Source organism: Candidatus Villigracilis proximus (assembly GCF_016717045.1).
Taxonomy (GTDB): Bacteria; Chloroflexota; Anaerolineae; order Anaerolineales; family Villigracilaceae; genus Villigracilis; species Villigracilis proximus.
Genome location: NZ_JADJUO010000019.1, coordinates 1 through 13,011 on the forward strand (window position 1 = coordinate 1; position 13,011 = coordinate 13,011).

The 13,011-nt window shown below is 48.4% G+C and carries 15 protein-coding genes; 6 read left to right on the forward strand and 9 right to left on the reverse strand.

Annotated features, from left to right (window positions below; translation table 11 throughout):
• The 6 genes from IPL71_RS18610 to IPL71_RS18635 all read right to left on the reverse strand — a co-directional run.
• Nucleotides 1–193, reverse strand: a 193-nt coding sequence (locus tag IPL71_RS18610; protein ID WP_345324227.1) for an ATP-binding protein, incomplete at its 3' end; no start/stop codon positions are given.
• On the reverse strand, nt 147–1,196 hold the full coding sequence (locus IPL71_RS18615; RefSeq protein ID WP_345324229.1) for a histidine kinase dimerization/phospho-acceptor domain-containing protein: 1,050 nt from the start codon (nt 1,194–1,196) through the stop codon (nt 147–149). The genes IPL71_RS18610 and IPL71_RS18615, both read right to left, overlap by 47 nt.
• A gap of 1 nt (nt 1,197) precedes the next feature.
• Nucleotides 1,198–1,911 (reverse strand): response regulator transcription factor, encoded by a 714-nt coding sequence (locus IPL71_RS18620; RefSeq protein WP_345324404.1) that lies wholly within the window; start codon nt 1,909–1,911, stop codon nt 1,198–1,200.
• Between the two features lie 49 nt (nt 1,912–1,960).
• Nucleotides 1,961–3,202 (reverse strand): ABC transporter permease, encoded by a 1,242-nt coding sequence (locus IPL71_RS18625; protein WP_345324231.1) that lies wholly within the window; start codon nt 3,200–3,202, stop codon nt 1,961–1,963.
• 123 nt (nt 3,203–3,325) lie between these two features.
• Complete coding sequence (locus IPL71_RS18630) at nt 3,326–4,042, reverse strand: ABC transporter ATP-binding protein (protein ID WP_345324233.1); 717 nt, start codon at nt 4,040–4,042, stop codon at nt 3,326–3,328.
• A 1-nt stretch (nt 4,043) separates the two neighbouring features.
• Entirely contained in the window at nt 4,044–5,354 is a 1,311-nt protein-coding gene (locus IPL71_RS18635) for an efflux RND transporter periplasmic adaptor subunit (RefSeq protein WP_345324235.1), read from the reverse strand.
• Between the two features lie 104 nt (nt 5,355–5,458).
• On the opposite strand from IPL71_RS18635, the gene IPL71_RS18640 reads away from it, so the two are divergent.
• From IPL71_RS18640 to IPL71_RS18665, 6 genes are all read left to right on the forward strand, one after another.
• Nucleotides 5,459–6,388: a PSP1 domain-containing protein gene (locus tag IPL71_RS18640; protein ID WP_345324237.1), complete on the forward strand. Its 930-nt coding sequence runs from the start codon at nt 5,459–5,461 to the stop codon at nt 6,386–6,388.
• A 158-nt stretch (nt 6,389–6,546) separates the two neighbouring features.
• Entirely contained in the window at nt 6,547–7,200 is a 654-nt protein-coding gene (locus IPL71_RS18645) for a PIG-L deacetylase family protein (RefSeq protein WP_345324405.1), read from the forward strand.
• A 70-nt stretch (nt 7,201–7,270) separates the two neighbouring features.
• Entirely contained in the window at nt 7,271–8,461 is a 1,191-nt protein-coding gene (locus IPL71_RS18650) for a M20 metallopeptidase family protein (protein ID WP_345324239.1), read from the forward strand.
• 118 nt (nt 8,462–8,579) lie between these two features.
• Complete coding sequence (locus IPL71_RS18655) at nt 8,580–9,047, forward strand: hypothetical protein (RefSeq protein ID WP_345324241.1); 468 nt, start codon at nt 8,580–8,582, stop codon at nt 9,045–9,047.
• A 131-nt stretch (nt 9,048–9,178) separates the two neighbouring features.
• Nucleotides 9,179–9,709, forward strand: a complete 531-nt coding sequence (locus tag IPL71_RS18660) for a GbsR/MarR family transcriptional regulator (RefSeq protein ID WP_345324243.1) — start codon at nt 9,179–9,181, stop codon at nt 9,707–9,709.
• A gap of 9 nt (nt 9,710–9,718) precedes the next feature.
• Nucleotides 9,719–10,621 (forward strand): SDR family oxidoreductase, encoded by a 903-nt coding sequence (locus IPL71_RS18665; RefSeq protein WP_345324245.1) that lies wholly within the window; start codon nt 9,719–9,721, stop codon nt 10,619–10,621.
• Nucleotides 10,622–10,659: 38 nt separating this feature from the next.
• Here the strand turns inward: IPL71_RS18665 and IPL71_RS18670 are convergent, their stop codons facing one another.
• Genes IPL71_RS18670 through IPL71_RS18680 form a run of 3 tightly spaced genes read right to left on the reverse strand, consistent with a single transcriptional unit; the run spans nt 10,660 to nt 13,010 of the window.
• Nucleotides 10,660–11,250, reverse strand: a complete 591-nt coding sequence (locus tag IPL71_RS18670) for a DUF2726 domain-containing protein (protein ID WP_345324247.1) — start codon at nt 11,248–11,250, stop codon at nt 10,660–10,662.
• A 49-nt stretch (nt 11,251–11,299) separates the two neighbouring features.
• Nucleotides 11,300–12,067 (reverse strand): inositol monophosphatase family protein, encoded by a 768-nt coding sequence (locus IPL71_RS18675; protein WP_345324249.1) that lies wholly within the window; start codon nt 12,065–12,067, stop codon nt 11,300–11,302.
• Between the two features lie 4 nt (nt 12,068–12,071).
• Entirely contained in the window at nt 12,072–13,010 is a 939-nt protein-coding gene (locus IPL71_RS18680) for a diacylglycerol kinase catalytic domain-containing protein (RefSeq protein WP_345324251.1), read from the reverse strand.
• Between the last annotated feature and the right edge of the window lies 1 nt (nt 13,011).

Consider the following 13,011-nt stretch of genomic DNA (forward strand, 5'->3'; position numbering starts at 1 on the left):
CTTTGCGCCAGAAGCGGTCAAACAGGAATGACAATTCATCTTCTGCAACGCCGGGGCCATTATCGCTGATAGTAAGTTTCACTTCATCAGAAGTCTCTTCGAGCGTGAGCCATATTTTGCTGTCGTCAGGAATATAGCGCAATGAATTACCGATCAAGGTTGCCGATGACTTGTTCCATGCGCTGCGGGTCAAGTTCGGACTTGTAATTTCCGCTCCCCTTTTCAAGCGATAGCATTATATTTTTCTCCTGCGCTTCAGCGGAGAACATCTCGATCGTATGCTGAGATAATTGAGCAAGATCTACAGAGTTTTTTTCAAAATGCAACTGGCGCGTCTCGGCCAGTGTCAACAGACGCAGATCATCCACCAGGCGTTCAAGAAGATAGGTTTGTTCAAGCGCAAGAGAGATTACCTGTCCATCATCCGTAGAATCGACGCCATCTACAATTCCTTCCAACCGCCCGCGGATGACAGTGAGCGGAGTGCGCAGTTCGTGGGCAATATCGGCGAGCAGGTCACGCCGTTCACGGTCATTGCGTTCGAGCGAGGATGCCATTTCATTAAAACTCTCTGAAAGACTGCGCATGTCCTGCGGGCCTTCACTTGAGATACGCGTATTGAGTTTTCCGTCTGTTACTTCTCGAGCTGCATAGATCACATCAGCCAAAGGGTTAATGAAACGCCGAACAAGCAGGGTTGCAATCGTGACAAGAAATATGGAAAGCAGAAAGGAAATTATGCCCACAGGAAAAATAACCGCACGCGCAATGCCAAGCCTGCTCCAGGGACTGGCAGAAACAACGACAAGTGTTCCCACTTTTTGTCCGTCGACCTCCAAATTAAAAGAGAAATCATTTGGCAAAAGCTCGTAGCTGGAACCTTTCGTCGTAACAGGATCAGCATCACGGTCAAGTACGATGCGCTGGTTTTCATCCAGCAAAATAGTAGGCATGGAATTCAATTGATCATCTGCAACGGAATTAAAAGCGGCTTCAATTCCATCCCAGCTCCCGTGCCCAATGTAGTATCCTTCAAATGAACCAATAAAGGGCACGGAAATCGGTGAGGTTTGCGAGGTCAGAAAGTAGCTCACCACAAAAAGAAAGAAAAACAAAGTTAACAATATAACAAAGACAAATACTCTGACCAACAGAGATAACAAGCGGATACGGATCTCACGAACGGATGAATGCATATTAACCCTCAACGTTTCGACCTGGCTCTGCGTAAAATTTATACCCCACGCCATGCACGGTGACGATCAACTCGGCGGGTTCCAATTTGCGGCGCAGATTGCGGATGTGGGAATCAATGGCGCGTTCAAGACTTTCAAATGTGATGCCGTGTGTGGCAGTCAGTAATTGAGCGCGCGAAAAAATCCTGCCGGGTTGACTCATTAACGTGGCGAGGATTTCAAACTCGGTGGATGTAAGTGGAATGGTTTTATCAGGTAGATGGACTTCATAATGTGCGCGGTCAAGCTCAACATTGCCTGCTCGGATGGTTTCGTTATCAGGTGAACTTACCACACGCCGCAGCACCACGCGGATGCGCGCCACCAATTCACGCGGACTGAAAGGTTTGGTGATGTAATCATCTGCGCCGATTTCAAGGCCAATTAATTTATCGGTCTCTTCGACACGGGCAGTAAGCATGATGATCGGCACATCACTTTCGCGGCGAATTTCGCGTGTGACTTCAAACCCATCCATTTCGGGCATCATCAGATCGAGCACAATCAGATCAGGCTTTTCACGGCGCGCAAGGGAAAGTCCCTGCGTGCCATTATTTGCCGTGACCGTTTCGTAACCCGCCGCTTTAAGATAGTCCCGGCAGATTTCAACGATCTGAGGTTCATCATCTACGATGAGGATTTTTTTGGCATGGTTTATTATATCTTCCGACGACAGACGATGGACCGTAGACCGTGACTACCGTCCATTGTCTGTGGTCTACCGTCTATTCATACCTCAACGCCACCATCGGATGCAAATTCGCCGCGCGGTAGGCGGGATAAATTCCGAAGAACACGCCAATTGCCAAAGCAAAAGTAAATGCCAGCAGGATTGAATCGGCTGTGATGACAGCAGTAAATGCGCCGCTCAATGTAACAAGCAGAGCCAGACCAACACCAAGCAGAATTCCAATGATGCCGCCCAGCAAACTAAGTGTCACAGTTTCGATCAGGAATTGCGTGAGGATTTGATTCTTTGTCGCGCCAACAGCTTTTCGAAGTCCGATTTCTTTCGTGCGCTCAGTTACTGAAACCAGCATAATATTCATAATACCAATTCCGCCCACGAGAAGTGAAATCCCTGCGATGGCTCCAAGGAAAATTGTGAGTGTTTGAGTAACTGAAGTCAATGTACTTAATAGATCAGATTGGCTCAAAACATTAAAATCCAATTCATCCGAGGATGTCAGTTTATGCGCACGGCGGATCAAAAACTCAATCTGCGCCGAGACATTATCCATGGCTTCGGTGCTGGCGACAGAGACGGAAATGCTATTAACGATCTTCTTGTCATTGTATGTGGCATTTGACCCGAACAACTTGCCATACCCTGTTTCCAGTGGAATGAAGACCGCATCATCAGATGAGCCGCCAAACCCGGATGATCCCTTGGCTTCAAGCACACCCACCACTTCAAACTTGACACCTTTGATCGAGATCGTTTTGCCAACAGCAGTCAAACCACCAAACAGATCCTTCGCGGTTTCCGCTCCGAGTACAGCCACTCGAGACTCTGCTTTGTTATCACCATCTGAAATAAAACGACCTTCCGCCACTTCATAAGAATTGGTCTTTTGATAATCCTTCGTAGTCCCGGTGACATTTACAGTAAAACTATCATTCCCATGATCCACCAAATAAGAAGACTGGTAGCTGGGCACAATAGCGGCAATGTCATCCTTTAATGAACGCTGAAGTAATTGATAATCTGCATAATATAAATAGCTGGCCTGCTGCGATCCGCCACCGCCCGGGCCTGTTTGCTGCCTGCCCGGTGATACAGTCAGCAGGTTGGAACCATTACTTTGAATTGAACTTGTGATGTTGGCCGTAACGCCCTTACCGATCGAAAGCAAGGCAACTACTGTCGCAACGCCGATCACAATTCCCAACATCGTAAGAATAGATCGTAGTTTGTTTGCGCGTAGAGCGCGGATCGCGATCTTAAAATTTTCTGAAAATAACATTTTAATTCTCCAATTCTTAAAACCATTAAACACGAAGGGCACGAAGCACACAAAGGAAGGAAAGTTTTCTATCTTAAGGTTTTAAACCTTGGTGACCTTTGTGTCCTTTGTGTTTAACTGCTCTTATTCCTCTTCACGTTTTGTACCCGCTTTGATCGGATTTTTATTCACTTCATCCGAAACAATTTTTCCATCGGAGAGTTTGATAATCCGGTCGGTGTGACGTGCCACATATGCATCATGCGTCACCAGGATCACGGTCTGCCCGTGCTCCTTGTGCAGGCTCTGGAATAATTCCATGATCTCCACGCCGGTCTTGCTATCTAATGCGCCGGTCGGCTCGTCAGCCAGAATAATGGCAGGTTCGTTGACTAATGCTCGGGCTATCGCCACACGTTGCTGCTGTCCACCAGAAAGCTCGCTAGGAGTATGATGAGTCCTCTTCCCTAAACCCACGCGATCCAACGCTTTCAGCGCACGATCATTACGATCCTTGCCTGAAAATCCGGCATAGGTCAACGGGAGCATTACATTTTCCAGGGCGCTAGTACGCGCCAATAAATTAAATTGCTGAAACACAAAACCGATCTTACGCCCGCGGACAGTAGCGAGTTCGGTTTCACTCATATTCTCAACCGATAAACCATCCAAAATATATTTACCGCTGGTCGGCGCATCCAGACAGCCAATAATAGACATCAACGTGCTCTTGCCCGACCCCGATGGTCCCATGATGGCAACCATCTCGCCTTTGTCAACATTAAAGCTGGCGCCGTCCAAAGCCCGCACTTCGGCATCACCCATCTGATAGACCTTTGTCAGGTTTTCAGTTTGGATCATACTACTCTCCTCCCTGCATCGGATTCGGTGCTTGAAAACCTCCGTCAGCTATGAGTCGTAATCGGTCGCCTTCCTTCAGATCACCAGTTACTACTACAAGATCACCAACAATGGAGCTGCTGATAACATCCACGCGCACAGATGAACCATCCGCTTGAAACACCCAAACATATTCACCCTGAGTATCGTTTTTAATGGCAGCGATCGGCACTGCTATTGTCGCAGCAGCCTCTTTGACCGTAATCACAACATTGGCAGTCGTTCCCAAAGGCAGGAAGATATCGCCGTCCACTTGATCCAGATCAACACGGATTGTATATTTCACCAACCCGGAGATAACCTCACCTACCGGATTAATTGCCGCCACCTGACCTGTGAGCGTGACTCCAGACACCGCATCCAACGTGACCTGAGCCTGATTGCCCAATTTGATATTCGCTATATCTGATTCATCCACCTGTGTCTCAACATAAAGATGACTCATATCCGCCATGTTGACAGAGAGGTCGCCCGTATTTACCACATCACCGGCCTGACCATCGGCTGAAAGTACCTCGCCATCAAACGGAGCAATGATACTTAATGTATTGACCGTAGCCTGAGCGGCATCCACTTTGGCGCGGGCTGCGATCACATCCTGAGAGTCAGCGCCGGCCTTCAAACGATCATAAGCCCGTTGTGCATCTTCCAATTGGCCTTTTGCCAGAGCCAGATTATCGGCAGCTTCGGTCAGCATGGCTTCGGTGGCCGGACCACGATAATCTCTGGTCTTATATACATATTCATATCCGCCGCGCTGATTTTTCTGCACATAAACCTGAGTATCTGAAAGCGGAATATTTTTATCATTTTGCAGATAGGTCATGTATTCATCTTTGCTTTTAAACTCTTCTTCAGCATCTTTCAGATCAATGGAGGCCTGTGCGAGGTCGGTGCCTGAAGTGAGTAAATCTTCCAGATTTTTTTGAGCAGTGATCAGGTCCGCTTGAGCCGAGGCTATTGAGGCGGATGTGCTTGCGGGCTGCAAAGTCAAAAGAATGTCGCCAGCCTTTACAAAGTCACCGGGCTTCACGTTAACTTCCTCTACAATGCCGCCCGTTTTCCAGGTCAGGCTTGCAAAGGGTTGGGCTTCCAGTGAGCCAGAGGCCTCAATCGTTTCGGCCACATCGAGCGCCACTACCGTGGCTTCAGTTTCCACTGCCGCGTTCGCAGTTTTTGTAGATGTGAGGTTAAAACCAACCAAAACTGCAACAATGACAACGACCGCAGCAATTCCCCAATTTCTAATTTTTTTATCTTTAAGAAAGTTCATGTTTCGTGTCTCCTTTGTTATTTTCTGTAGGATACACGGCAAATGTGCAGAATTTGTGCAGAAACATGGGATGGTTGTGGAGGGGTTACGGTATAATTGCGCCCATGAACTCAAACATTATCGGTGTCCGATTTACAAAAATAGGCAAAATCTACCACTTTGACTCAAAAACCCTTCCAGATGTACAAAAGGGCGAGCATGTCATTGTGGATACCGCACGCGGCAAGCATCTTGGTGAGGTTATCCAGGTTCTGGAAGAGGCTCCCCCTCAACCCGAAGGTGGATGGAAATCTGTGGAGCGACGCGCCACTCCGCGCGACTTGCTGCTCCAACAATCCTGGCAGGCCAAGCAAACCGAAGCCATGATCAACTGCCGCGCCCGCGCCTCTGAACTTCGCCTGAAAGAAGTGAAGATCGTCACAGCAGAATATAACTATGACGGTTCACGTCTGGCCTTCCTCTTTAGTACAGAGAGTGAAGAAAAAGTGGACCTCAAATCCTTAAAAAAGGATATGCAGCAAATTTACCCGAGCACGCAAATCGAAATGCGCCAGATCGGTCCGCGTGACGTGGCAAAATTCCTCGGCGGCATGGGCGCGTGCGGAATTGAAACCCGCTGCTGTTCGCAATTCCTGACCGACTTCTCCCCGATCTCAATCAAAATGGCGAAGGAACAAGGCATCTCACTCACGCCCAATGAAATCACCGGCATGTGCGGACGTTTACGCTGCTGCCTGATCTATGAATACGAACAATATGTCGAAGCGCGCAAGAGTCTGCCCAAGCGCAACAAGCGCGTGGTGACTCCCAAGGGCGAAGGCAAAGTGATCGATCTGATCCCGATGAGCGATAAAGTCGTGGTGCTGATCGAAAGCGGCACAGACCGCCCGCAGCACATGACCTTCTCACGCGAAGAGATCGAACCGTGGGATGAACTCGAAGCCTTGAAGCGCAAATCTCAGGCGCCATGCGACCGTCACGAAGGCGGCGGATGCACCTGCGGTAAAGCAAAAAAACAGGAAAACAGGAATTAGGTAAACAGGGAATCGGGTAAACAGACACTGCCTAATTCCAACACCTAATCACCTAATTCCTAATTACCTAATCCCTAATCACATCCCATGGAACAACCCGACAATTGGTCTACCCCACAAAACATACTCGTCATTCTGGCTCACCCCGACGACCCTGAATTTTTTGCGGTGCGACGCTTGCACGTTGGGCGCGTGCCGGACACCAAATCACATACCTGCTCCTGACCTGCGGTGACAAGGGCTACAATCCCACCACCCACCCGGAAATGACCCCCGAAAAGTTATGCGGATTAAGACACGTGGAACAAAACAACGCAGCAAAAATCATCGGCGCTCAGGCGGTTCATTTTATGGACCTGCCGGATGGGTACCTCGTCCCAGACCTTAATCTGCGCCGTGACATTGTGCGCGAGATCCGCAGGCACCAGCCTGATATTCTCGTCACCTGTGACCCGCAAAATCTCTTCGCACTCTACGGCATTAACCATCCCGACCACCGTTACTGCGGACAAGTCGTGTTGGACGCGGTATTCCCCGCAGCGGGCAACCTCGCCTACTTCCCTGAACTAATAGTTGAAGGCCACCAGCCGCACATGCCAAAAGAAGTCTGGTGCTCGTTGACCAATCAACCGAACACCACGGTAGATGTCACCGACACATGGGATATCAAACTTAGCGCCATCCTTGAACATAAAACGCAGGTGCAGGATGTTGAAAAACTGATCGAACGCTTCAAATCCCGCCGCACCGAAGACAGCACGGATGAAAACCCACGATACGAAGAAAAATTTAGAGTTGTAAAATATTCATAGTTCAAAACATAGTCAAAGGTCGAAGGTCTGTTGACCTTCGACCTTTGACTTTTCGACAAGGAGCCACTACATGACCGACTTTCTCAAACAAGCAACCGAACTCTTCCCCTACACCCAAACCCTGCGCCGCGATTTTCACATGCACCCTGAGCTTGGATTCAACGAAATCCGCACGGGCGGCATTGTGGCAAAAGAACTTGAAGCGCTCGGTTTGGAAGTGACAAAGGGCGTTGGCAAAACTGGCGTGGTTGGTCTGCTTGAAGGTGCAAAGCCCGGCCCCACCCTGCTATTGCGTTTCGATATGGACGCACTTCCCATTCATGAGGAAACCGGTGCAGAATATGCATCCTTGAATCAAGGGGTCATGCACGCCTGCGGACATGACGGTCACACGTCCATTGGGTTGACGGTTGCAAAAATATTAAACGCGCACAAGAATGAACTGGCTGGCACCATCAAATTTTGCTTTCAACCTTCAGAAGAAGGCAGCAACGGCGAAGAGATCGGCGGCGCGGAAATGATGATGAAAGACGGCGTACTCGAAGGCCCGAAAGTGGACATGACCCTCTCGATGCATTTATGGAATGAAAAACCGCTCGGCTGGGTGCATGTTGCCAAAGGTCCAGTGATGGCAGGCGCGGAAGAATTTAAAATAAAGATCATCGGCAAGGGCGGCCACGGCGCAATTCCCAATCTGGCAATTGACCCTGTGGTGTGTGCCGCGCAAATTATTTCTGCCGCGCAAAGTATTGTCTCGCGCAATGTCGGGCCGCTGGAAACCGCGGTGGTCAGTTTTACGATCGTCAAAGGCGGCACGGCTTTCAACGTCATTCCGCAGGAAGTAATGATGGAAGGCACGATCCGCACTTTTGATCCGCTGGTAAGAAATAAAGTTGTCAATCGCTTCGAAGAAATTGTAAAAGGTGTTGCATCTGCCATGGGATGCCAGGCTGAAGTCAATGTGAAACAGCTTACGCCCGCGCTGATCAACGCGGAGCATGTCACAGCCACAGTGCAGGAATCCGCGCGGCGTGTGCTTCCGCAGGCGAATCACGATAACACACCCTATCTCACCATGGGCGCGGAAGACATGGCTTACATCCAATCCAAAGTGGATGGCTGTTACTTCTTTATTGGTTCAGCGAATACAGAAAAACATTTGGATTACGGTCATCATCACCCGAAATTTGATTTTGATGAGCAGGCGTTAATCAGCGGAGCAGCGCTTATGGCAGCAGCCGCCGCAGACATACTGATATAAAAATTGTTGGCTGTAAAATGAAACGATACAGAAATTGGATCATTGCACTTGTTATAGCGGCAACCGCGGGAGCTGTCGCGATTCAAAATGGACTCGCGCCTTCGTTAAATGAGGTCAATTGAGTCTCCGCTCCCCCATCACCAGCACTGACACGCCCACAACAACACCCACCTACGAACCTTGTGGATACATGTGGGCGTATCAGGAGGTGCCCGAGTTGCTGGTAAAAGTTGAATCGGGAGTCCATGCGCTAAACCCTGATGCAATGATCAGGGTGCAGGCATTCGGAGAAAATTGTGTCTACGCTGATGGACGAGCTACATTCGGCGCAATGGAAACGGATGTGTATATCCACACCATCGTTGATGACCTGACCAATGAAGAAGCACTTGGAAATTGGATGGCACAAGCACTGCCTTTGATCGTTCAAATTCCTGAAGATGAATTTCCTGGCGGTTACGGCATGGTTGAGTTTTGGTTTGAAAACAGTAACGGGGAATCTTTATATATCAGGCCAAAAATTTCAAGATTTCTTGAAGTAGACGTTATAAAGCAGGCGCAGAGTTGTTCCGCCTGCTTTACGTAACTCCATAAATTTCAAATATCCAAATAAAAATATTCTCAGCCGCCAAAATGGTGGCTTTTTTGCCTTGACACGCAATATACTTTGTCGTATATTACGTTTAGTAATTACTAAACGTTCTAAAGGAAGAAGCCATGGCAAAAAAACTATCCCAAGTCAAGCAGGATTTTACAGAAGGCTTAAGCCAGATCAGCCGTTTTTGGGGTTTCCCAAAAGGCATGGGCGCGATCTTCGCTGTGCTTTACATCTCCCCTATTCCGCTTTCGCTGGATGAGATCGTCGAGCAGACTGGCCTGACCAAAGGCGCGATCAGCACCGAAGTGCGCACGCTGGCGCGCATGGGACTTGTACATCGCTCGTCCAAACTTGCAGACCGCAAAGATTACTACGAAGCGGAAAACGATTTCTACAAGTCGATTCGCTCGATCTTGAAGGAAAGACAAAACAGCGAATTCGACCGTGCTTTGCGCTCGGTGCAGGAAACTCTAAAAGAACTGGAAGCAGGCTCTGTGTCCGGCGATGAAGCGGAAGTGAAATTCATCCACGAACGAATCAAAGCATTACAGGAATTCTTCGACGCCATAGACACGCTCACCAGCGCAGTCATCAAACTGGAAAGTCTGGGATTCAAAAACGTTAAAACAATTCTATCGGTATTGAAATAAGGAGACAAAATGAAAATAGCAGTGACAGGCGCATTCTCGTATTCAGGCAAATACATCACCAGCCGTTTGCTCGCACGCGGTGAAGAAGTAATTACCCTCACCAATCACCCGAACCGTCCCGATCCGTTTGCAGGGAAGGTAAAAGCTTTTCCGCTTAATTTCCAAAACGAAGAGGAGTTGATCTCATCCCTGCGCGGCGCGGATGTTCTGGTCAACACCTACTGGATTCGCTTCGACAAAGATCACAATACACAGCCTCAGGCGGTAAAGAACACGGCCATTCTGGTCAACGCGGCTGTGAAAGCGGGAGTCAAACGCATTGTACATATCAGCATCACCAATCCATCCGCTGATTCACATCTGCCTTATTTTTGGGGCAAGGCCGCCAACGAAAAAGCCGTGACCGATTCCGGCATGAGTTACGCGATCCTGCGTCCGACGGTGTTGTTTGGCAAGGAAGATATTTTGATTAACAATATCGCCTGGCTGTTGCGCCGGCTTCCCATCTTTGGCCTGCCCGGTGACGGCTCTTATAAACTCTCCCCCGTTTATGTGGACGATCTCGCAGCACTCGCCGTGGACGCAGTTTATAAAAATGAAAATTATGTATGGGACGCAGTCGGACCTGATGAATTTACTTTCAAGGAAATGGTACAGCTGATCGGGAAGTCTGCCAATGCCAGCAAGCCGTTAATTCCATTTCCACCCTTGCTCGCTTTATGGGCCGCGCAATTCATGAGCATCTTTGTCAAGGATGTCATGCTCACTCCCGAAGAAGTAGATGGACTGATGGCAAATCTGCTGATCTCCAAAGAAGCCCCGCGCTGTAAGACCAGCCTGCGCACCTGGCTTGAAGAAAATAAAGTCACAGTTGGAAAACAATACGCATCTGAATTGGCAAGACATTTCTAATAAAAACAAGACCCGCTCGTGAGCGGGTCTTGTTTTCATCAATCGATTGCAACCACACCCGCGCAGCGCGGACTATCCATGCAACCGTAATATTCCTTGCCACTTGAGCCATTGCGATGGATGCGCAGTACCATCATTTTTCCGCACACCGGGCAATTTGGCACATGGTCGGTCGGGCGCTCAATTCGCAAGGAACCCGTCTGCCCGATCTTCGCCATTGCCAATTGAAACAACGCCACAATATCCCCTGCATCATATTTTTCACTGGAAGAAACATGCACCAACGGAATCCCCGCACCGGTAAATAGCTCATCCAAAAATTTATCTGATTCGCGCGTGGTATCTTTTGAGATCGGTCTCACGATCTCCACGCCAAAGGCAGGTGCCAGCGTTTTTGGATCACACAATAAAAAGTCAACATGCTTGCGGAAAAACTTATTAAAGAAATGCACATTCTCATTCGGACGCACAATATAAAACACATCATTCAAAGAAACTTTCGGGCAGATCACGTAACGGCTGCCCATCATCTCGGTCAGTACACGAAAAAGAGCCAGTTCCGTGGTTGTTAGGAACGGCTCTTTGAGTCGGTAGGGCAATCGTTGAATATCCGCCTTGTTCTCTGTCATAATACTATTATAAAGTAGGATTGAAACTCAGTACAGGAAATTTATTGGATTAAGATCCGCGCATCAATTCCATAACCTCGGGCTTGAGTGCGGCGTTACAGGCAATTCCCTCCCCGTAAGTGTGACCCTCTTCGCCGCTCCACGAACCAAAGGATCCACCAGCCTCTTTCATGATCACGGGATATGGCGCACAATCATAAACATCCAAACGCGGGTCCAGCGCAACTTCAGCCCGGCCTGTAGCGACAAGTAAATATCCATACGCATCAGCCCAGGTGCGCATCAATGCTTTTTTTGCTTGAAAACGTTCAACAACATCCGGCATCTTGGCTGCCAGGTTTTGAAAATCAGAGCTCACTACACAGGCATTTGAAAGTTTATTCACCTGCGAAACCCTTGCCCGGCGTCCATTCCACATACAGCCGAGTCCATCTGCGGCGCACAACATCTCATCCAAAGGCGGGAAATATGCCGCACCCACGCGTGCCACTCCATCGATCTCCAAACCGATCAGCACACCATACAAAGGCACACCGCGGATAAATGAAATCGTCCCGTCTATAGGATCAATGATCCAGCGAAATGAACTACCGTTCTTTCCGTTTTCTCCATACTCTTCCCCCACAATGGAATGAGTGGGATACACACGCTCGATCTCCGAGCGGATAAACGCCTCCGCTTCACGGTCCGCGATGGTGACGGGGTCATTATTTTCCTTCAATTCAGGTTGAACGCCTGTATTGAAATATCTTAAAGTAATCTTCCCTGCGTAATATGCGAGGGAAGTTGTAAAATCAAGATAAGGCTGGAGGTTCATTTAGTTATCCCACGACAAGATTTGTCTTTTTATCCGCAAGTGATATTGTAGCTATAGCACCAGAATTAAATGATAGAAAGTCAGATTCAACACCATCACTAAAAATAACGCCGCTTTCAGGAATTTCTGAACGAACAATCAAAGGCGAACCCGGCGTAATATACCCAAACACCAGATCCGCAGAGGATGTTTTGCTCATAAACGGCTCACGGACCACGAACGCAAGTTTTTCCGATTCCCAGTCAAACCGCGAAGTTGGCATGGATCTGCGTATAGGGTCGGTAGTTTTTTCTCCGGCCAATAATCCATTTGCCATGTTAAACATACTACTCAACCAACCTGTTGACCCAACTCCAGTGGACACAATGATTCCGCTGGAAGATTGTCTTTCCTGCCGTCCATTTATCTCAACTGAATAACGTGCCGAAACATGACTCTTCACTCCGACAAAAAAATCATTAAAAGCCAGCAGATTCTGCCCGTCATTTAATTGAACATTTGCCATGCTGATCTTTCGTGTGGACATCTGATTCTTAATCACGCCCTTTGTGGCAACAATTGCCTTCTGCACATCGAAAGGCAATAATATGCCGTCTATGTTGACAGGGTCAGGATTTACTGCAATAAGGGGCTGACCATTCAAATATTTTGCAGTGTTGGCAACAAGTCCATCGATCCCGATCGTGACAACAATATTGGTCTCGTTAAAAAGAAAATTTGGCAGCAGTCCGCGCTCAATTTCCTGAAGCTTTAAAAGTTGCTGCAATCTGGAACGCAGTTCTGACACAGCAGCATAATATACATCATGTTCACGTTGATACAGGCTGAAGTCACCACCGCTATGCTCAAGATAGAATCTGGCCTGACCGAGGGTGTTAAACCTCTCGACCAGGCCTTCAAGACGCGTCTTACGCGTGACTAAAACGATCTTTTCAAAATCCAAA

Excerpts from the sequence above, each read along its gene's own strand:
- IPL71_RS18670 (WP_345324247.1), bottom strand. The coding sequence starts at position 11,250 with ATGACAGAGAACAAGGCGGATATTCAACGATTGCCCTACCGACTCAAA.
- IPL71_RS18675 (WP_345324249.1), bottom strand. The coding sequence starts at position 12,067 with ATGAACCTCCAGCCTTATCTTGATTTTACAACTTCCCTCGCATATTAC.
- IPL71_RS18665 (WP_345324245.1), top strand. The coding sequence starts at position 9,719 with ATGAAAATAGCAGTGACAGGCGCATTCTCGTATTCAGGCAAATACATC.
- IPL71_RS18650 (WP_345324239.1), top strand. The coding sequence starts at position 7,271 with ATGACCGACTTTCTCAAACAAGCAACCGAACTCTTCCCCTACACCCAA.
- IPL71_RS18660 (WP_345324243.1), top strand. The coding sequence starts at position 9,179 with ATGGCAAAAAAACTATCCCAAGTCAAGCAGGATTTTACAGAAGGCTTA.
- IPL71_RS18630 (WP_345324233.1), bottom strand. The coding sequence starts at position 4,042 with ATGATCCAAACTGAAAACCTGACAAAGGTCTATCAGATGGGTGATGCC.
- IPL71_RS18635 (WP_345324235.1), bottom strand. The coding sequence starts at position 5,354 with ATGAACTTTCTTAAAGATAAAAAAATTAGAAATTGGGGAATTGCTGCG.
- IPL71_RS18625 (WP_345324231.1), bottom strand. The coding sequence starts at position 3,202 with ATGTTATTTTCAGAAAATTTTAAGATCGCGATCCGCGCTCTACGCGCA.
- IPL71_RS18640 (WP_345324237.1), top strand. The coding sequence starts at position 5,459 with ATGAACTCAAACATTATCGGTGTCCGATTTACAAAAATAGGCAAAATC.
- IPL71_RS18615 (WP_345324229.1), bottom strand. The coding sequence starts at position 1,196 with ATGCATTCATCCGTTCGTGAGATCCGTATCCGCTTGTTATCTCTGTTG.